The 19,457-nt window shown below is 69.8% G+C and carries 14 protein-coding genes and 2 pseudogenes; 10 read left to right on the forward strand and 6 right to left on the reverse strand.

The window, feature by feature from the left end; genetic code table 11:
* Positions 1-58: 58 nt before the first annotated feature.
* Both AB0915_RS16455 and AB0915_RS16460 read right to left on the reverse strand, forming a co-directional pair.
* Positions 59-898: an ABC transporter permease gene (locus tag AB0915_RS16455; protein WP_366691745.1), complete on the reverse strand. Its 840-nt coding sequence runs from the start codon at positions 896-898 to the stop codon at positions 59-61.
* Positions 895-1,257 (reverse strand): annotated as a pseudogene (locus AB0915_RS16460) (ABC transporter ATP-binding protein); the annotation flags it as partial. The gene AB0915_RS16455 and the pseudogene AB0915_RS16460, both read right to left, overlap by 4 nt.
* Here AB0915_RS16460 and AB0915_RS16465 point away from each other — a divergent pair.
* Both AB0915_RS16465 and AB0915_RS16470 read left to right on the forward strand, forming a co-directional pair.
* Positions 1,217-1,741: an ATP-binding protein gene (locus tag AB0915_RS16465; RefSeq protein ID WP_366691746.1), complete on the forward strand. Its 525-nt coding sequence runs from the start codon at positions 1,217-1,219 to the stop codon at positions 1,739-1,741. The pseudogene AB0915_RS16460 and the gene AB0915_RS16465 overlap by 41 nt on opposite strands.
* Positions 1,738-2,400, forward strand: a complete 663-nt coding sequence (locus AB0915_RS16470; protein ID WP_366691747.1) for a response regulator transcription factor — start codon at positions 1,738-1,740, stop codon at positions 2,398-2,400. Before AB0915_RS16465 ends, AB0915_RS16470 begins: the two co-directional genes overlap by 4 nt.
* Before the next feature lie 21 nt (positions 2,401-2,421).
* Here AB0915_RS16470 and AB0915_RS16475 read toward each other — a convergent pair whose 3' ends face one another.
* On the reverse strand, positions 2,422-2,772 hold the full coding sequence (locus AB0915_RS16475; RefSeq protein ID WP_366691748.1) for a hypothetical protein: 351 nt from the start codon (positions 2,770-2,772) through the stop codon (positions 2,422-2,424).
* A gap of 123 nt (positions 2,773-2,895) precedes the next feature.
* Positions 2,896-4,113: a hypothetical protein gene (locus tag AB0915_RS16480; RefSeq protein WP_366691749.1), complete on the reverse strand. Its 1,218-nt coding sequence runs from the start codon at positions 4,111-4,113 to the stop codon at positions 2,896-2,898.
* 293 nt (positions 4,114-4,406) lie between these two features.
* Here AB0915_RS16480 and AB0915_RS16485 point away from each other — a divergent pair, with 293 nt between their 5' ends.
* Positions 4,407-5,372, forward strand: coding sequence for a LuxR C-terminal-related transcriptional regulator (locus AB0915_RS16485; RefSeq protein WP_366691750.1), 966 nt, complete (start codon positions 4,407-4,409; stop codon positions 5,370-5,372).
* Positions 5,373-5,449: 77 nt separating this feature from the next.
* Here AB0915_RS16485 and AB0915_RS16490 read toward each other — a convergent pair whose 3' ends face one another.
* Positions 5,450-5,971 carry a transposase gene (locus AB0915_RS16490; RefSeq protein WP_366691751.1) on the reverse strand — a complete coding sequence of 174 codons (522 nt, stop codon included), beginning with the start codon at positions 5,969-5,971 and terminating at the stop codon, positions 5,450-5,452.
* Positions 5,972-6,233: 262 nt separating this feature from the next.
* Here AB0915_RS16490 and AB0915_RS16495 point away from each other — a divergent pair, with 262 nt between their 5' ends.
* From AB0915_RS16495 to AB0915_RS16520, 6 genes are all read left to right on the forward strand, one after another.
* A complete protein-coding gene (locus AB0915_RS16495; RefSeq protein ID WP_366691752.1) occupies positions 6,234-6,455 on the forward strand; it encodes a hypothetical protein in 222 nt (73 codons plus the stop codon).
* Between the two features lie 99 nt (positions 6,456-6,554).
* Positions 6,555-10,724, forward strand: coding sequence for a carboxypeptidase regulatory-like domain-containing protein (locus tag AB0915_RS16500; protein WP_366691753.1), 4,170 nt, complete (start codon positions 6,555-6,557; stop codon positions 10,722-10,724).
* A gap of 59 nt (positions 10,725-10,783) precedes the next feature.
* Positions 10,784-11,251 (forward strand): hypothetical protein, encoded by a 468-nt coding sequence (locus AB0915_RS16505; RefSeq protein WP_366691760.1) that lies wholly within the window; start codon positions 10,784-10,786, stop codon positions 11,249-11,251.
* Entirely contained in the window at positions 11,209-13,449 is a 2,241-nt protein-coding gene (locus AB0915_RS16510; protein WP_366691754.1) for a plasmid pRiA4b ORF-3 family protein, read from the forward strand. Before AB0915_RS16505 ends, AB0915_RS16510 begins: the two co-directional genes overlap by 43 nt.
* Positions 13,450-13,602: 153 nt before the next feature.
* Positions 13,603-16,395, forward strand: coding sequence for a DEAD/DEAH box helicase (locus tag AB0915_RS16515; RefSeq protein WP_366691761.1), 2,793 nt, complete (start codon positions 13,603-13,605; stop codon positions 16,393-16,395).
* Entirely contained in the window at positions 16,392-17,636 is a 1,245-nt protein-coding gene (locus AB0915_RS16520; protein ID WP_366691755.1) for an SWIM zinc finger family protein, read from the forward strand. The genes AB0915_RS16515 and AB0915_RS16520 overlap by 4 nt, the downstream gene beginning before the upstream one ends.
* 275 nt (positions 17,637-17,911) lie before the next feature.
* Here AB0915_RS16520 and AB0915_RS16525 read toward each other — a convergent pair whose 3' ends face one another.
* Positions 17,912-18,877: a pirin family protein gene (locus AB0915_RS16525; protein WP_366691756.1), complete on the reverse strand. Its 966-nt coding sequence runs from the start codon at positions 18,875-18,877 to the stop codon at positions 17,912-17,914.
* Between the two features lie 165 nt (positions 18,878-19,042).
* On the opposite strand from AB0915_RS16525, the pseudogene AB0915_RS16530 reads away from it, so the two are divergent.
* Positions 19,043-19,363, forward strand: a pseudogene (locus tag AB0915_RS16530) (tetratricopeptide repeat protein); the annotation flags it as partial.
* Positions 19,364-19,457: the final 94 nt, after the last annotated feature.

The following is a 19,457-nucleotide window of genomic DNA, read 5'->3' on the forward strand; positions in this document are numbered from 1 at the left end:
CCGGAGCCTCGCCCTGGCATGTGCCTCGGGGCGCGATATCCGCTCCCCGGAGGCACGTTCACACGTCGCGGCGTCGCACGACGACCACCGCGAGCACGACCGCGACGAGCGGCCAGAGCGCGTACACGATCCAGGATCCGGGGACCGTGGCGGTGAACATGTGCGAGTCGGGCGACGGCCCCCAGTTCTGGACCAGGCGCCTCCAGGCGCTGATGACCATCGCGTGGTTGATGTCGGCGGACCAGTGCTTGCTCTGTGAGAAGAGCGTCGGCAGCATCAGCAGCGTGAAGGCGCTGGTGACCATGGTCGCGGCGCTGTGCCGGATCAGGACGCCGAGGCCCAGGCCGATCAGTGCGCAGACCGGTGCCAGCAGCGCCCTGAGCACCCCGGGGTGGGTGATCGGGACCCCGGCGTGCCGCCCGTTCAGGATGGCCTGAGAGACCAGGAAGGAACCGGTGGAGATGGCCGTGCCGACCGCGGTCCAGAGCGCGGCGACGACGACCGCCTTGGCCAGCACCACCGAACCGCGGGCAGGGACGGCCACGGTGGTGGTGCGGATCAGGCCGCTGCTGTACTCGCTCACGACGGTGATGGCGCCGATGCTGCCGGCGACGAGCATCAGCGTCCAGTAGCCGGCCGTCGGATAGGCGTCGAAGGGCAGGAAGTCAGGGGGCTGCCGCGTGCTCGGGCTGAGGCCCGCGAGGTTGTTGTAGTCCGCCAGCGCGGCTGCGGCGGCGGACCCAATGACGAACAGGGTGGTGAGTGCGATCGTCCACGGGGTGGAGCGCAGGGACCGCATCTTGATCCACTCGGAGGCGAGCAGGTCGCGGAAGCGGGCGGGCGGCTCGGCGACGGGCGCAGTCGAGGTGGTGATGGGGGCGGAGGCGAGTGGGGTCATCGGGGCTGTCCTGCCAGATATTCGACGCTGTCGGCGGTGAGTTCCATGAAGGCATCCTCCAGTGAGGCGGTTCGGGTGAACAGCTCGTGCAGCATGATCTGGTGGTCGAAGGCAAGTGCTCCGATCCGGTCCGCCGGAAGCCCGGTCACGGCGAGCTTCTCGGCGCCTGCCGAGCCTTCCGGCTCGACCGAAGCGCCTGCGGCGGTCAGCACCGCTGCCAGCTCGGCGGCCTGCGGTGTGCGCACCACGACGGTGAAGCGGGTGCTGCGGGCCGCGAAGTCCCGTACCGACTCGGCTGCGATGAGCCTGCCCCGGCCGATGACGACGAGTTGGTCGGCGGTGTTCTCCATCTCCGACATTCGACGCACGCTGGTGGCGCTCCGTCAGGCCGACCTCGGCGCGGCGGCCTCGCGGCACGCGCCGCTTGCGCCCTCGCCGGGTCTGGCGGACATCGAACGGCTGGCGGCGGCGACCGCGGACGCGGGGGTACGTGTCGACGTGCGCCGCAGTGGGGAGCAGCGTCCTTTGCCGGCCGACGTCGACCTGTCCGCCTACCGTATCGTGCAGGAGGCGCTGACCAACGTGGTCCGCCACGCGGGCACCGGGCGTTGTCGGGTGGCCATCGACTACGGGGACGAGGAGCTTTCCGTGGAGGTCGTCGACGACGGGCGCCGCGTCACCGATAGAGGCTCGGCCCATGGCTTCGGCATCGTGGGCATGCGGGAGCGGGTCGGCCTGCTGCATGGGCACCTCAGCGCCGGGCCGCGTCCCGAGGGCGGCTTCCGGGTGGCAGCGCGGCTGCCGCTGCCCGATCCCGTCGGAGTTCCGGTGGAGGCCCGATGACCGTCCGGGTCGTGCTCGCCGACGACCAGCCCTTGGTGCGGTCCGGACTGCGCGTGATCATGGCCGATCACCCCGACCTGGAGGTCGTCGGTGAGGCCGCCACCGGCGCCGAGGCCGTCCAACTGGTCAGGGATGTCAGCCCCGACGTCGTGGTGATGGACATCCGGATGCCTGGCATGGACGGGATCGAGGCCACTCGCCTGATCACGGCCGGTCCGGCAACGACCCGCGTCCTCATCCTGACCACCTTCGACGAGGATGACCACGTCTACGGCGCGCTCCGGGCCGGCGCGAGCGGTTTCGTGGTCAAGGACATGGCACTGGACGACATCCTTGCGGCGATCCGCGTGGTCGCGGCCGGCGACGCACTGATCGCGCCGGGTGTGACGCGCCGTCTGATCGCGGACTTCGTCGGGCGCCCCGGGGCCGCCCTGGAGCGCTCCCCACGGCCGGTCGAGGGCATCACCGAGCGGGAAAGGGAAGTGCTGACCCTGGTCGGACGCGGCCGGTCGAACACCGAGATCGCGGAGGATCTCTTCATCACGGTGGCCACTGCCAAGTCGCACGTGTCACGGCTGTTCGCCAAACTGGGCGCCCGGGACCGGGTTCAGCTCGTGATCACCGCCTATGAGATGGGGCTGGTCACGCCGGCTCGCTGAGCGCGTCTCGGGTGACATCGGTCAACCAGGCCGCCTACCGGCCCGACGCGCCGAGCGGGTACGCGAAATAGTCACCACGGCGTCGGCCCGGCCCGCCTCAGCGGTGGGTGCGAAGGTGAAGCTGCCGACGGAGGCGAGCAGCACCTGCATCGCCGCGCCCGCGACGATGTCGCCCTTCTGCACGGTCGCCAGTTTCGCTCCGAAGGGTCCGCCCGGGGACGAGGCGACCAGGCGCCCTTCGCCGCCGCCCGGATCCAGCTCCTTGGCAGTAACGGCGAAGGACCCGCCGCGGTCGTGCAGGAAGCGAGAGTGGTTCATGTGGGTGTGCGCGCTGATCCGGCTCCGCGACGCCGCGTCCGGATCGGCGACCATGCGTAGGGCGTCTCGTCGTGGTGGACACGCACGCCGGCGGCCCGGGTGCGCGGCCATGGAGCGGCCGGTGCGCGGCCCCATGGCCGCGCACCGGCACCGGGCCGTGCACCCGGGGTGACGTCCTCAGTTCGTCGCGTCCGGCTTCACGATGTCCGGAAGCTTCGCCTCGAACAGCTCGTCGAGCTTCAGCGAGGGCAGGATATGGCCCTGGTTGGCGGCGTCATCGGCCACGCTCGCGCCCCACGAGGAGGCCGCGAGGCGCTGGTTGGGCGTGCCGTGGTGGCCGCCGCTGCGGAAGTTGCAGTCGCCTGCCTGATAGAAGGACTCCTCGGAGTCCAGCACCCGCTTGGTGTTGAGGGCCTCGCCGCGCGAGTGGGTGAGGAAGTACGTGCCGAACGCGTCCGCCATCAGCTCGGTGCGGCGGGTGGCCTCCGGTGCGGGCAGTGTGCTGTTGAACAGGTTGTCCGCGAACTGAACATGGTGGCTGAACTCGTGGGCGAGGATGCCGCGCGGGGCGGTGTCGCCCAGGCCCACGGCCTCCATACCCTGCAGGATGCCGTCGCCCATGACGATGTGGTCGGAGACGCCGTACGGACGCTGCCTGTACCTGTCGGTGTAGGCGATCGCGTTGAAGGTGAAGATCGGGTTGGCGCCGTCCTGGAAGGCGGGCTCCGAGCGCATGAGCTCGATGACCCACCGGGCCACGGTGAGTTTGCCCTCGATCGGGCCTACCGGTATCCACGTCTGAAGGACGCGGGCCATTCGTTCCGGGGAGTTGAGGACCTCGGCGCTGTGCATCGCCTTGATCTGGATGTCCTCGGAGGGGATGTCCCAGAACTTCTTGAGGTCCCTCCCTTCGTGTGTCAGCTCGTTGGTGTATTCGCCATTGACGCCGAAGGTCTGGGACTTCGGATCGCTATCGTTCAGCATCGCGTCGAACGCGGGGATATCCCACACCCTGAGCTGACTGAAGGCCGAGAGTATGGGCCGAAATTTGACGTCCTTGACCAGATCGCTCGCGTAGGTCGACAGCGCCGTGTCCTGGCACTGGTAGTCGCCCGGGTTGATGGCGTTGTTGCGGATTTCCGCCCACGGGGTGTCGCCCATGCCGAACTCGGCGGCGGCGGCGTCGGCGCGCTCCTGCCAATCGGCCGGCAGCGCGGCCATGATCTTGTCGATGAGTTCCTGCTGATGCGCCTCGAGCGAGGTGTCGATCCCGGAGCCAGGGGACGTGGCGGCGGTGGCCGTCATGTCGTCCGCTGCCGCTGCCGGCAGGGTGGCGCCGAGGGCGCAGGTGGCAGCGGTGACAGCGGTGACGGCCCAGGCGAGCGTCTTCTTCACAAGAACTCCTCGTGAGTGTGCCGGAGCCGACGCGCCTGTTTCCCTTGTGGGGCGGGAGAGGCGGTCGGCCATGCCGTGGGCCAGAGTGTGTGGAGAACCACTTCGAGAGAAAGCCGTCTGCACTGTCCGAATCCGGCATGGCAGGAACCTGACACACTCCCTGCGCCTATGCGAACGCTCGATGTGACCATCTCTCACCTGATCAATCGTCACTCCGGGCAACGCCCCACCCGACGGTGGTCACCACGTGGACACGATCTCGACATGGAGTGGATCGGTGCAATGATTGGGATATGCATCCACTTCGGTCCATCGGGCTCACCGCGACCGCTGAGGACACCTATCTCGCGCTCGTCCAGCGCGGCCCGACAACGCCGGCCGAGCTGGCGAGCATCCTGCGGGTGACCCCGGACGCCATCGGCGCGGCAGCCGGCGAACTGACAGTCCTGGGCCTGGTGGAACCGGACGGCGAGCGGCTTGTCGCCCGCCCCCCGCGCGCCGCGCTCGACGCCCTCTCGGAGATCCGCGCCAAGGAACTCGGCGCTCTGCGCGACAGCGCCGACGAACTCTCCCGGTTCTGGCGCGACCACCACCCCGAAGGCCCCGGATACATCGAAATCGTCAAGACGGAGGAGGCCCGTAAGGCGCTTCAGCGGCGCATCCAGGACGAGGCGGTGCACCAGATCCGCGCCCTGTCCATCGGCCCCTCCCGCCGCACCGCGCCCCTGGAAGTGGCGCCCGGCAGTCTGGAGGCACTCGCGCGCGGCGTCGTGTACTCAGTGGTCTACGGCGCCCAGTCATTGCGTGACCCGATAGGCCGGGAGATCATCCAGACCTGCGTCAACCTCGGTGAACGCGCCCGCGTCTTTCCCAATGTCGCGCTGAACCTGAAGGTCTGTGACGACCGCCTCGCCCTCGTCTCCCCACCCGCGCACGCCCCCCAGCGGCGCCATTACATCGCCGTGGAGCAATCGCCCCTGCTCGACGGCCTCATCGGCGTGTTCGAGTCGTACTGGCAGATGGCCGTTCCGCTGCCCGCCGGCGACGAGTCCGTGGACGACGTCGGCGACGCCCCCACCGACGACACCCGGCAGCTCCTCACCTACCTCAGCGGCGGACTCACCGACGAGTCCATCGCCCGCGAAATCGGCGTCAGCGAACGGACGGTGGCGCGCCGCATCGCCCGTCTCCAAGAAGTCCTGGGCGCGCAGACCCGCTTCCAGCTCGGCGTCCAGGCCGGCCGTCGCGGCTGGCTCTGAGCGCCCCGACGCCGAGGAACACCGCCACCTCCGGCGCGATCGCCCGCCGTCCCGGCTCCGGCCCGGTCACCGATCGGTCATCCATCCCAGTCGCCGCAGGCGCCCTTTGCGAGCTGGAATTCATCTTCGATCTTCCAGCGGCGGGTGATCACGTCGATCAGGGTCGCCAGTGTGACGGACGGGGCGGAGTAGCAGCGGTAGAAGGAGAGTTCGCCGGTGTAGCGGTGGCGGCGGACGACCAGATACGTGTGCCTCGCATCGCCGGCCTCATTCACGATCAACACCACGTTCTCGTCGGCCAGTTCACCCGCAGTCCAGGCGGCGAGCCGGTCACGGGCCACATCGTGGTCGAAGCCGGAGCGTGAGAGGAAGTGCTGCAGGCGGTGCGGGCCATAGTGGTCAAAAGCCTCGGCGAGCGTCCAGCAGTTGCGGGTGTCCAGCTCCATCAGCATCGCCTGGGTCATCTCCCGTGCCACCAGCAGCGGTTCCCGGCGCGGAAAGCAGTCCGCGATCTCGCCCATCGCCGCCCCGAGCGCCGCCGTCCACGCCTGCTGGGCTATCGCAGCCTCCACGGTCACCTGTTCCTTGATCGTCGTCACAAACGTTCATGATCACGGTGGCCGTTCCCTTACCCACGGGCACCCTCGCAACATCCTGACCAGCACGCACGCATCAACGATCAAGAAATACAGCTGCCGTGTCTTTTCCATATGGACATCGTCACGCTTCGGCAGAAAGCACCGCCCTTTCGCGAATGCTCATATGGCGGGGGATCAACTCCTCCGTGGCCGCCTGCTGCGCACCAATGTCCACGCCCAGGGCGCGACCCCCAGAGTGTGGCGCCGAACTTAGCCCTCGTGCTTGGCGGATGACCGCCATGTCGAATTCCGCCATCCGCAGCCCCTAGTCGCCATCGCGGCGCAGTGGAAGAGTCCCGGTGCGCTGCCCGACGTGATCGCAGCAAACACCATCCGACCGAAAGAGCCCGAGCAAGGCCTCAAGCTCCCCCTGATCACGGACACCAGTCGGTACCAAAGCACGCCGGGAAGCGGAAACAAGTCGCAGCTGCACAAGTACGACTGACCGAGATCCGCCTGCTTAGGAATTCACGATTTTGGTTTGCATGTACCCAGAGGAGAGCTGTACGTGTCTCATCCCCCCTCCGTGCGACCATTCCGCCGCATGTCGCGTCCGTTCGCGTTGGCCACAATGGTCGGACGTGTCTGCACGCTGATCGTGGCGCTCGCCGTCGCCGCACTCACGGTGATCACTGTGCCGGCCGCGACCTCCGCCGCCGCCTCCGCCAAGAACCCTGTCCCGACCACAAAAGCCGCCGACGCCACCTCGCCTGGCCAGCACCCCACCAATCAGGTGTGTGCCACACCGTCAAAAGCCGGCGAGATGTCCTGTCTCGCCATGGTCCGCACCGATATCGTCGCGACGAAGGGTCTCCAGGCTGAGGCCGCTCCCGCCGGTTTCGGCCCGGCCGACCTGCAGAGCGCGTACAACCTGCCCTCTGGCGGATCCACTGAGACGGTCGCGATCGTGGATGCGTTCGACAACCCGAGCGCCGAGGCGGACCTGGCCGTCTACCGTCAGCAGTACGGGCTGCCGCCGTGCACCACGGCCAACGGCTGCTTCAAGAAGATCGACCAGCGCGGCGGCACGAACTTTCCGCCACCGGACTCCGGGTGGGCCGCGGAGATCGCACTCGACGTCGACATGGTCAGCGCGATATGTCCGACCTGCAAGATCCTGCTGGTCGAGGCCGACGACAGCAACGTGGACAACCTCGGTACGGCCGTGAACCAAGCGGTGGCCCAGGGCGCCAAGTTCGTCTCCAACAGCTACGGCGGCCGCGAGGGTTCCGATCAAACCCAGGCCGACGATGCCTACTTCAACCATCCCGGCGTCGCCATCACCGTCAGCACCGGTGACTTCGGTTACGGCGTCTCGTATCCGTCCTCGTCGCCGCATGTGACGGCGGTCGGTGGCACCTCGCTGGTCAAGAACGCCTCCACCAGCCGCGGTTGGACCGAGGCGGCGTGGAGGGGTGCGGGCAGTGGCTGCTCGGAGTATGCGACCAAGCCGTCGTTCCAGAAGGACACCGGCTGCGCGCGCCGTGCGGTCGCCGATGTGTCCGCGGTGGCAGACCCGAACACCGGTGTCGCGGTCTACCACGGCGGCTGGCAGGTCTTCGGCGGCACCAGCGCGTCCGCCCCGATCATCGCCTCGGCCTACGCGCTGGCCGGGACACCGGCGACGGGTTCGGCCCCGAACTCCTACCCGTATGCCCAGCCGTCCGCGCTCAACGATGTGACGTCCGGAAGCAACGGCAGCTGCTGGCCTGCCGGCTACCTGTGCGCTGCGGGGCCGGGCTATGACGGGCCGACCGGCCTCGGCACTCCGAACGGGCTCGCCGCGTTCCGTTCCGGGCCGCAAGGCACTGTCACGGGCACCGTCACCGACGGCACGGCTCCGCTGGCGGCGGCCAAGGTCACCGTGGGTGACGTCACGGCGATGACGGACGGGCAGGGGCGCTTCGCCCTGACCGTGCCACCGGGAACGTATGACGTCAGCGCGAGCAAGTTCGGGTACGCCGGCAAGACCGTGCCGGGTGTCTCGATCGCTGACGGGCAGACGGTGACCGAAGACTTCGCGCTGACCGCGAAGCCGCGTGTCAATGTCATCGGCACGGTCCATGACGATTCCGGTCAGGGTTGGCCGCTGTACGCGACCGTGCGGGTCAAGGACGAGCCGACGGCGGTCGCCTACACCGACCCCAAGACGGGGAAGTACACCCTGAGCCTGCCCGCCGGGAACAGGTACACCCTGCAGGTCGACCCGTTGTATCCGGGCTACAAGCAGGATTCTCAGGATGTTCAGGTGGGTTCGGCGGATGTGACGCATGACGTCAATGCATCGGTCGACGCGGCGACCTGCAGCGCGGCCGGATACGGCTACCGCTACGCCGGCCCCACCGAGCCGTTCGACGGCGACACCGCGCCGTCCGGCTGGACCGTCGACGACAATGTGGGCAACGGCCAGACCTGGGTGTTCAGCGACCTCGGCAGGCGCGGCAACAGGACCGGTGGGTCCCGCGGCTTCGCCACCGTCGACAGCAGCTACTACGGTTACGGAAAGACCCAGGACACGTCGCTGATCAGCCCAGTTATGGACTTCAGCCAGCGAACGCACCCGTCCCTGATCTTCCACACCGACTACAACGGCTTCGCGTTCGGCCAGACCGGGGACGTCGACTTCAGCGTCGACGGCGGCCAGACGTGGACCAACGCCTGGCACCACACCAAGGACAGCGCCCGGGGGCCGCGGACCGAGGTCGTGGACCTGTCCCAGGCCGCCGGCAAGGCCAACGTCCAGGTACGGTTCCACCTCACCGCCAAGTGGGGGTGGTGGTGGCAGGTCGACGACGTCTTCATCGGCGACCGCACGTGCGACCCGGTGGACGGCTCCCTGGTCGTCGGCCAGGTGACGGACAAGAACACCGGGGCCGGGCTCAACGGCGCCTTGGTGACCTCGGCTGACAAGCCCGCGGAGAAGACGACCTCGGCGGCGACGCCGAACGACCCGAAGCTGGGCGACGGCTTCTACTGGATGTTCTCCTCGCTCACCGGGGAGCACACGTTCTCGGCCACGGTGGGGAACTACTACGTCGCACAGGACATCACCGTCAACGCGGCCCCGAACCACGCAACTGACGGCACGTTCGCCCTGCCCGCACCCCGGATCGCGGTCAGCCCGGCCAAGCTCAGCAAGACGGTCCCCTGGAAGGGCCAGGGCAGCTCCACCCTGACCTTGAAGAACACCGGAACAGCCCCGGTGACCGCCAAAATCGATGAGCTGCCGGGCGTCTACCAGCCCGCCGCGGCACAGCAGGGCGCTCCGCTGCAGGAGGTGAAGGGAAACTACAGCCCCCTGCGGGTTCGGCCCGGCAAGACCACGCGGAAGGCGACCGCCAAGCCCTCGGCGACGCCGCACGAGGCACCGTGGACGACGGTGCCCGACTACCCCGTCCCGATCATGGACAACGCCGTGGCGACCATCGACGGCAAGGTCTACTCAGTCGCCGGAGCCGACGGCACGCATATCCTCAGCAAGGCATACGTCTACCATCCAGGCGCCCAGGGGTGGAGTGCCCTGCCGAACCTGAGCGTCGCCAGGGAAGCGCCGCAGGCGGCCTCCTACGGCGGCAAGCTCTACGTCTTCGGCGGCTGGGGCGCGAACGGGAATCCGGTGGCCAAGACCGAGATTTACGACCCGCTGACCGGCGCCTGGTCCACCGGCGCCGACAACCCGAAGCCGTATGCCGGCGCCGCCGTGACCGTGCTGGGCAGCAAGATCTACATCGTCGGCGGCTGCGCGTCCGCCTGTGGCACGACGGACGTGCAGGTGTACGACCCGGCCACGAACTCCTGGAGTTCGAGCAAGGCCTACCCGGAGTCGATCTCCTGGCTCGGCTGCGGCGCCATCGCGAACAAGCTGTACTGCGCGGGCGGGTTGTCGGGAAGTACCACCACCGAGCACGCCTACAGCTACGACCGGGCGGCCGACAGCTGGACTCCCATCGCCGACCTGCCGACCGACGTGTGGGGGATGGGCTACTCAGCGGCAAACGGGAAGCTCCTCGTGTCCGGCGGCGTGACCAACGGCTCCAGGACGCTCACCAACAAGGGCTCCGCCTACGACCCGGGTTCCAACACCTGGACCGCACTGCCCAACTCCAGCCGCACTTTCTACCGTGGTGGCTCCGCCTGCGGCTTCTATAAGATCGGAGGTAGCACCGGAAGCTTTGTCGCCTTTACGACCTCGGAGCTGCTGCCCGGCTTCGACCAGTGCGCTGACACCACCGATGTCCCCTGGCTGTCGGAGGACAAGACCGACGTGACGCTTCAGCCGGGCGAGAGCGTTGACGTCACCGTGAGCTTCGACGCGAACCTCGCCGAGATCACCCAACCCGGTACGTTCACCGCGCAGCTCCTGATCAGCGCGAAGACCCCGTACGGGATCGCGCCGGTGCCGGTGACGTTCGTGGTGAACCCGCCCAAGACCTGGGGGAAGATCACCGGGACGGTCACCGGAACCGACTGCACCGGAACGCCGACGCCGCTGGCCGGAGCAACCGTGCAGATCACCTCGAAGAAGACGGCGAACTACACGCTGAAGACCGACCAGAACGGTCATTACTCGCTCTGGCTCGACGTCAGAAGCAACCCGCTCACGGTGACCGCGTCCAAGGACGGCTGGGCGTCGCAGACCGCATCGGCCGAGGTTGAGCCGCGCGAGGCGACGGCGGCCGACTTCTCTCTCAAACCCGACCCGACCTGCACCTGATCTCACGCTCGTGCGGGCCGGGGCCCGGCCCGCACTGGCAGCTGACGGCCCCGCCACCGATCCGATGGCGGGGCCGTCATTCTCGGAGCACGTCGGCTTTACAGGAGAAGTCTCTGCGGCGTCTGCCGGAGTCGCTGGACGAGTTGCACGGCCCGGCCCAGGGGGTCGTGGAGCTGCCGCTGCACATCGCCTGGTCGGGGATGACCGCGTACGAGATGAGCAAGCCTCGCCAGCGCATGGGCCTGTATCGTGCCGTCCCGCACGAGGGCCTGCGCGACGACCTGCCCCGCTACCTCGACCAGGATCTGCTCCTCCAGATGTGGCCGGTGCTGCGCACCCTGGTCGGTCGCACCGTGTGGGAAGACGCCTCTCCGCAGCTCGCCTCCCGGCAAAGGACGGTGGCCGCCACAACCGGGTTTGAGCTGGCACACCGACAACGCCATGATGGGGCCGTTCAAGTAGCCCCGGTACGGTGGAGCAACAGATGCGGCAAGACGGGAAGACGGCCCCGTCCGATCTCCAGCTGAAGATTGTGCTGCACGGCACGAGACCGCCCCTGTGGCGGCGCCTGGTGCTGCCGTCCGATACCTCGCTCGGGACGCTGCACGATGCCATCCAGGTCGCCTTCGGATGGCACGGTGGCCATCTGCACCTCTTCACCGACGAGTTCGGCCGGGGGTACGGCGATGCGGCCCGACTCACCGACATCGATCTCGGCTTCGGTCGCGGGGTCGGCGACGAGGACGCCACCGCGCTCGGCGACGTGCTGGCCGAGGAGGGAACACGGCTGCGCTACGTCTACGACTTCGGCGATGACTGGGAACACGGCATCACGCTGGAGAAGACACTGCCGCGCCCGGTCGGGGCGGAGCGGACAGTGCGCTGCGTCGGCGGGCGTCGCGCCGATGTACCGGCCGAGGACATCGGCGGCGTGTGGGGGCTGGCCGAGGTGCTGGAGTGTCTCGACGCCCCCGACGGGGCCGGGGATGGCCCGTACGGTGAGTTTGTCGCCGAGCTGCGGGCGGCCGGTTACGATCCGGCGGCCTTCGACCGGGACGGGATCACCGCGAGGCTGACCCGGTTGACGCCGGACACGGTGTCCGGAAAAGCGAAGCCGCCCGCCGGTGATCGGGCGGGGCGCGGCGGTGTCCGACGGCTGACCGCCGAGAACGTGGCGTTGTGTACCTGCGGGCAGTGCGGGGTGGGCGATCCGATCGATGCCGAAGTCGGCGGACCGGCCGAGGATGTGCCTGTGCTGCGCCCGGTGACCCTGGCTCCGCAGGAGGACCTTGTCGCTGCCGTGCGGGGTGTTCCGCTCTTCGACGCGGCGCTGCGACTCACCGCCTGGTGCCGCGAGGGACGGCAGGTCACCGCCGGCCGGGTGCTGCGGCCCGCGCTCGCCCGTGAGGCCGTCGAGGAGCTCCAGCTGTGGAAGCTGGCCGGCGACGACTCGCCGTATGCCGATGCCGTCGCGCGGGCTCGTGCGTTGAAATCCCTGCGCAGCGCCAAGGACGTGGCCGTTCTCAATGATTCGTGGTGGCTCGCCGTGGATGGCGGGATGATCACGATCAGCGGGGGCCGCGCGTGGGGCTGCGCGACAACCGGCTTCGCCGACGCGGACCTTCTGGAGTTCTGGGCCGCCACGCTGGGCGATCTGCTGGAGGAGATCGGTGAGACGGGGGTGCTGGACGGGTGGCACGGTGAGCTGGGCGAGCTGACGGCCGAGATCGCCGACGGACTGGTCGGCCTGCTGTACGACGCCCCGGACGACGCCTGGGTGGATGTCGAGGACCTGCGTGCGAAGGCCCGTGAGGTGGGCGAGAACGGGCCGGAGTTCGATCTCTTCCAGGCGCTGTTCGCGGCGTCCTTCCGGGAGCTCGGGAAAGGGCTCGCCCTGCTGGGCGCGGTGGAGTACGAGCCCGGTGACAGCGACGATTCGGCCGAGGAGACTCTGCGCACGCTCCTCGCCATGGTCGGACAGGAGCTGGGCGGCGGTTCGGGAAGCTCGACGGCGGCGTCGGACCGGTCGTGGGACGGCAAGTGCCGACACCGCATGCGGCTCACTCCACTCGGCCGCTACGGGCTCCGCGCCTACCTGATGCAGTGCGGTGTGCCCGCGCCCCTGCTCGGTGAGTACGCCGAAGCGGACGCCGGCGCTCTGCTCCAGGGGCTCCTGGGCTACTCCCCCGAGGAGATGCGCCGGGAGGTCGAAGGGTGGCTGGAGCACCGCTCGGCAGCGGATGCCGCAGTTGGGCTGCTCGACGCATGCGCTGGAGACGGCTCCGAGGCAGCGGCGAAACGCGCCGTCGCCCAACTGGTGCTGGCCGACCTCGACGACCCGCGGGCACTGCGCGTGCTGCGCAAGGCAGCGGACTCCGACGTCGAGGGGTGCCGCCAGGTAGCCACCACGACCCTGGGCGCACGCCTTGAGGCAGAAGCACACATGGACCCGGCGCGGGCGGAGGAGGCCGGATTGTGGCTGCTCATCGACGGCCTGTCGGTCCTCGCCGGTGCTCAGAAGAGCGAGGAGCTGACCCGGGGCTTCCTGGAGAACTGGAACACGGTACCGGAGGCGCTCGAACAGCGGGTGGACGACCTGTGGCGAGTGGAGCACCCAGCCACCGCCCACGTGCTCGCCGAACTGGGTGAGGGCCTGCGCGCCGTCGACAAGCGGCTGGCCAAACGCATGCGTACCGCGGCGAACAAGGCCCACTCCCGCTGGTGACAGCAGGGTCGGAACCTGCTGGTGGACGAAGGCGCGGCGAAGGCCGCCTGGACGACGGTGAGGCGAAAGAGAGTGACACGAGCCCTCGTACGGGAGCAGGACACGGGCACGAGGAGCGTGCCACCACTGGCCGCACCGGAGTCGGCTGCCTGGGTGCGGGGTCTGCTCGACGGCGGCTGGGCGGCGGTGTTCCTGCCCGGCGAGCCTGCCCGCCTCGGCCGGTTGCTGCTCTGGCAGCCCGCCGGAGCAGCCGCCGCCGAGGGCATCGCACCCACGGGCGTCGAGACCGAGGCCGCGGAGCTCGTGCTGCCGCACGGCCGCTCAGTCAGGCGGCGCAGGGTGGAGGGTTACGCGCTGCCCGTCGCCCTCGCCGTTGCCGCGCTGTCCGGGGCACAGCCGCCGCATCCCTCCGCCACCGCCTGGCAGGCCGCCTGCCGCTTCGCGCTCCGGCTGCTCGCCGACGGCCGCCTCCACCCGGCCCTCACCCCCGCCGGCTACGACACCTGGCAGGCGGGCCCCTTCACCGCCGCCCAGCGGCAGACTCTGGACGCCCTCGCCGCCGCCTTCCCGCCCCACGCCCACTGCCTGCCCGAGCCCGGGCCCACACCACTGCGGATCGCCGAACCAGCCGCGCTGGTACGCCAGTTCTGCGACGCGGTCGCCGACGAACTGGTCCGCACCCCCGCCGCTGCGCTCGCCGTGGGAGCCCTGCCGTACGCCTGGCGCGAGACGCGTGCCGTGCCCGCCCTGCGTGAGTGGGCCGAGGAGACCGCCGCCGCGTTCACCGCCGACGTCAGGGTCTCGCTGCGGGTCGACGTACCCGAGGGGCGACGTCGGCAGTTCCGGGCCGTCCTGCAGTTGCACACCGCGGCGGATCCGGCCCTCGTCGTGGAGGCCGCACGGCTGTGGACCGAACCGGCCGAAGTGGAGCGGCTGCTCGGCCCGCGCGCCGAGACCGAGACGCTGCTCGCGCTGCGCCGCGGCGCCCGCGTCTGGTCACCGCTCGACCGGCTGCTGAAGGACGCGGCTCCGGACCAGCTGCGGCTGACCGACGACGAGGCCCTCGACCTGCTGGGCGACGCCACCGACACACTGCGCGCCGCCGGTATCGACGTGCACTGGCCACGCGAGCTGGTCAAGGCACTCACCGCGACCGCGGAGATCGGGCATCGCACCGCGCCTGGCTCCAGCGCGGCCGGCACGCTCGACGCCGACACCCTCCTCGACTTCCGCTGGCAGCTCTCGCTCGGCGGCGACCCGCTCACCGACACCGAGATGGACGCCCTCGCCGAGGCTCGCCGCCCCCTCGTCCGGCTGCGCGACCAGTGGGTGGTCGCCGACCCGAAGCTGGTGGCCCGCGCCAGGCGCCGCAGGATGGAACCGCTCACTCCCATGGAGGCACTGGGCGCCGCGCTGACCGGCGAGGTGGAGCGGGACGGGGAGACTCTTCGCTGCGCACCGGTCGGACCGCTCGCCGACCTCGTCGCCCGTATCCGCGACCCCGAATCCCGCACCCCCACCGCCCAGCCCGCCGCGCTCAAAGCCACCTTGCGCGACTACCAGAAGCGGGGCCTCGCCTGGCTGGCCGAGATGTGCGAGCTCGGCCTCGGCGGCTGTCTCGCCGACGACATGGGCCTGGGCAAGACCATCACCCTGCTCGCCCTGCATCTGCACCGCCAGACCGACCCCGCCACCGCCGGCCCCACGCTCGTCGTCTGCCCCGCCTCCCTGCTCGGCAACTGGCAGCGCGAGGCGACCAGGTTCGCACCATCCATCCCCGTGCGCCGCTACCACGGTGGCGACCGCCACCTGAAGGACCTCGCCGACGACGAGATCGTCCTGGTCACCTACGGCGTCCTGCGCCGCGACCGGGAGACCCTCACCGACAACGCCTGGTCGCTGATCGCCGCCGACGAGGCCCAGCACGTCAAGAACCCCTACGCCGTCACCGCCCGCGAGCTGCGCGCCCTGCCCGCCCGCGCCCGCGTCGCCCTCACCGGCACCCCCGTGGAGAACAACCTCTCCGAACTGTGGGCGCTCCTCGACTGGACCACCCCCGGACTCCTCGGCCCGCTCACGGTTTTCCGCGACCGGCACGCCCGAGCGATCGAGTCGGGCGAGGACCCGCGGGCCGCCGAACGGCTGTCCCGTCTCGTCCGCCCGTTCCTGCTGCGCCGCAGGAAGTCCGACCCGGGCATCGCGCCCGAACTGCCCGCCAAGACCGAAACCGACCGTGTCGTACCACTGACCGCCGAGCAGGCAAGTCTGTACGAGGCGGTGGTCCGCGAAACCATGGCGAAGATCGCCGAAGCCGAGGGCATCGCCCGCCGCGGCCTGATCCTGAAGCTCCTCACCGCGCTGAAGCAGATCTGCAACCACCCCGCCCAGTACCTGCGCCAGTCCACACCGTTGCACGGCCGATCCGGCAAGCTCGACCTGCTCGACGAACTGATCGACACCATCACCGCCGAAGGCGAGTCGGTGCTGGTCTTCACACAGTACAAACAGATGGCGACCCTGCTGGAGAAGCACCTCGCGGAACGAGGCGTCCCCACCCTCTTCCTGCACGGCGGCACCCCCGTCACCGCGCGCGAGGAGATGGTGGATCGCTTCCAGCGCGGCGAGGTGCCGGTGTTCCTGCTCTCCCTGAAGGCCGCGGGCACCGGCCTCAACCTCACCCGCGCCACCCACGTCGTGCACTACGACCGCTGGTGGAACCCGGCGGTCGAGGACCAAGCCACCGACCGCGCCTATCGCATCGGCCAGGACAAGCCCGTACAGGTCCACAAACTCCTCGCGGAGGGGACCGTGGAGGACAAGGTGGCGAGGCTTCTCGAATCCAAGCGCGCGCTGGCCGACGCCGTGGTCGGCTCCGGTGAGGCCGCTCTGACCGAACTGTCCGACGCCGATCTCGCCGAACTCGTCGCTCTGGGAAGGCAGTCATGAGCCCCCCGATCCCCGGCCCGCGCCGCGCCCCCACCCGCGGCAGGCGTGCCTTCGCCGCGACCTGGTGGGGCCAGGCATGGGTGACGGCCCTGGAGGACTCCACCCTGGACTCGGGGCGCCTGTCCCGCGGACGCACCTACGCCCGCCAGGGCATGGTCGGCCCCGTCATCATCGCCCCCGGCCAAGTCAAGGCCGCCGTCCAGGGCAGTCGCCCCCGCCCCTACCGCTCCGCCGTCCACCTGCCCGTCCTCACCGACATCCAGTGGGACACCCTCCTCGACACCATCGCGGCCCGAGCCGGGCATCTCGCCGCCCTCCTCGACGGCGAGATGCCCGCCGAACTTGTGGACGATGCCCGACACGCCGATGTCCCCCTGCTCCCGCAGCCCACCGAACTCGACCCCGAATGCTCCTGCCCCGACTGGGGCTACCCCTGCAAACACGCCGCCGCGCTCTGCTACACCATCGCCTCCACCATCGACGCCGACCCCTTCGTAGTGTTCGCCCTGCGCGGCCGCGGACGGGAAGAGGTCCTCGCCCAGCTGCGCACACGCCGTACGGCCGCCCAGGCGACCTCCACCCCACCGGCCCCATCCGGCCTCCCGGCCGCCGGCGCCTACGCAGCTTGGGCCACCCTGGCCGAACACACTCCGCCCGTTCCCGAACTCCCGGAGCCGGCCCCCCACACCGCCGCACTACCCGCCGCCCCGCCACTCAGCACCGGTCTGTCGACCACGGACCTGGAACGCCTCATGGCGGACGCCGCCGCACGCGCCGCACGACTGCTCACGGGCGACACCACCAGCCTGCATGTGTCCCAACATGAGGACGCGGCACGGATCGCCGCGAGCAACTGCGGCCCCGAGTGGTTCCACCGCCTCATCCAGAACACCGATGCCAAGCCGACCGCATTCACCCGCCTCACCCACGCCTGGCGGTATGGCGGCCCAACCGGTATCACCGTCGCCGAACGCCCCCACGCCCCCGACCCGACGGCGATGACAGCCGCCCGCACCGCCCTGACCGAGGCCCTCACCGAAATGACCACCACCCCGGTCGCCCTCAGGGCCTGGCGCAACCGCCTCACCCTCACCGACCACCGCATCCAGCTGCGCCTGGGCCCCGACACCCGCTGGTACCCCTACCTCCAGCATGACGACGGCGACTGGTGGCCAGCAGCGCCGGCCGACCCCGACCCCGTCACGGCGCTCACCTCCTTCTGGCAGCAGACCGAGAGGTGACACGTACGACAGACCCGTGAACCGCAGAGCGCATCCTGCTGGCCGCCGATGCGTACACGCGCTTCGCCCTGGAACGCCCGATGCTCACACGCGGTCTCGACGCACGCCCCTGACCTCGGCGGCCACTTCCGCAGTTCGCCCGTCAGCGCCGTGACGGCCGAACCATGCCGTGGAGCGGGCTGCGGGCGAGGACAAAGGCGGTCCTGGCCACAGATCCGGCGCAGCCACTTGCGCGGGATCCGGATCAGCGAGGGCGGCAGGACTGTCCCCGCGGGTCAGCGCACACGCCCCCGGGGCTTGAGGGGCACAGGAGGGAGTTCGGGGGCGGACAGCGGACCTCCCTGGTAGCCCTTCACCTCGCCGAAGCGGGAACTGCTCATCCAGTCCTCGCGAGCCTGGGCGATCTCCTCGCTCGTACGGCCGACGAAATTCCACCACATGACGATCTCCTCCTCGAAGGGCTCGCCCCCAAGGAGCATCAGCCCCGTGTCGGAGTCGGCGCGCAGCGGGAGTTCGGTGCGGCCGCAGCCGAGGTAGAGCATCGATCCGGGCAGCAGGGGCACGCCGTCGACCTCCGCCTCGCCGGACATGGACAGCACGGCGTACTCGAAGTCCGGATCGAGCGGCAGGCGCGCCTCGGCGCCACGGGTCAGGGCGATGTCGGCGCCGACGATCGGGGTGTAGGCGGTGCCGGGCGAGATGGCGCCGTCCAGCTCGCCGAGGATCACCGTGGCGGTGAGGCCGGGGGCGGTGACGGTCGGCAGGTCGGTGTGATGCTGGAAGTGCGGCTCGACCTGGCGGTGAGCGTCGGGCAGCGCAACCCAGAGCTGAGCACCGTGCAGAAAACGAGCGTGCGGCTTCGGGCTCTCCTCAGAGTGGCTGATGGCCCTGCCGGAAGTCATCAGTCCCAGCTCGCGCGGGCGGATCGTCTGCAGGCTCCCCAGGCTGTCGCGGTGAAGCACCTCGCCGTCGTGGAGCCAGCTGACCGTCTGCAGGCCCATGTGGGGATGGGGCGGTACCTGCATCCCGGGTTCGTCGGCGATGTCGTCGGGGCCGTAGTGATCGACGAAGGCCCAGGCTCCGACCATCCGGCGGCCGAGGTTGGGCAGCAGCCTGCGCACCTCGGTGGACTCGCCGAGCTGGACGTGACGCGGGGCAAGGAGTTCACGCACCGGGTCGGCGACGACAAAGCCCCGGCCGCCGCAGACGGAGAGTGCGGCCTGGCGATCGAGATTGCTCATGGCGCTCAACCTATTCCTGTGCAGGCGCGGGCGGCCGGTACCCACGCCAAAAGTTTGGTGGAATGTTCAACCATGATGTGGTGTTGTGCAAGCTGAAAGCGGGCCGCGCGAACGACTGGATGCATGGCCCGACGGATCGCTCAAGGTCGCGACCGAGGAGGGCAAGTGAACGACACCTACTACGAGTTCGGTACGGCAGCCGACCGCTGGGACCGCGCCCGGATGTTCTTCGAGGCCAAGGAGTACCTGACCGCGGCCCGGATCCTGGGCGGACTGGTCGAGGAAGCGCCGGAGCAGGTCGCGCCGCGGCTGCTGCTGGCCCGCGCCTATTACCACTCGGCGCGGCTCGGCAAGGCCGAGACGGAGCTGCGGGCGGTGCTGGAGCGCGACCCGGTGGAGCACTATGCGCGGCTGATGCTCGGCCGCACCCTGGAGCGGCAGGGCCGGCAGGAGGAGGCGAAGCCTCATCTGCGGATGGCGGCGGCCGTGCTCCTGCTGCTCGTCACCTTCGTACTGACGTTCCTCGGGGCCACCGTCTTCAACATCGCCGCCGGCGAGCCCTTCACGCCACCGCAGGTCC

Source organism: Streptomyces sp. NPDC048411 (genome assembly GCF_040704695.1).
Taxonomy (GTDB): domain Bacteria; phylum Actinomycetota; class Actinomycetes; order Streptomycetales; family Streptomycetaceae; genus Streptomyces.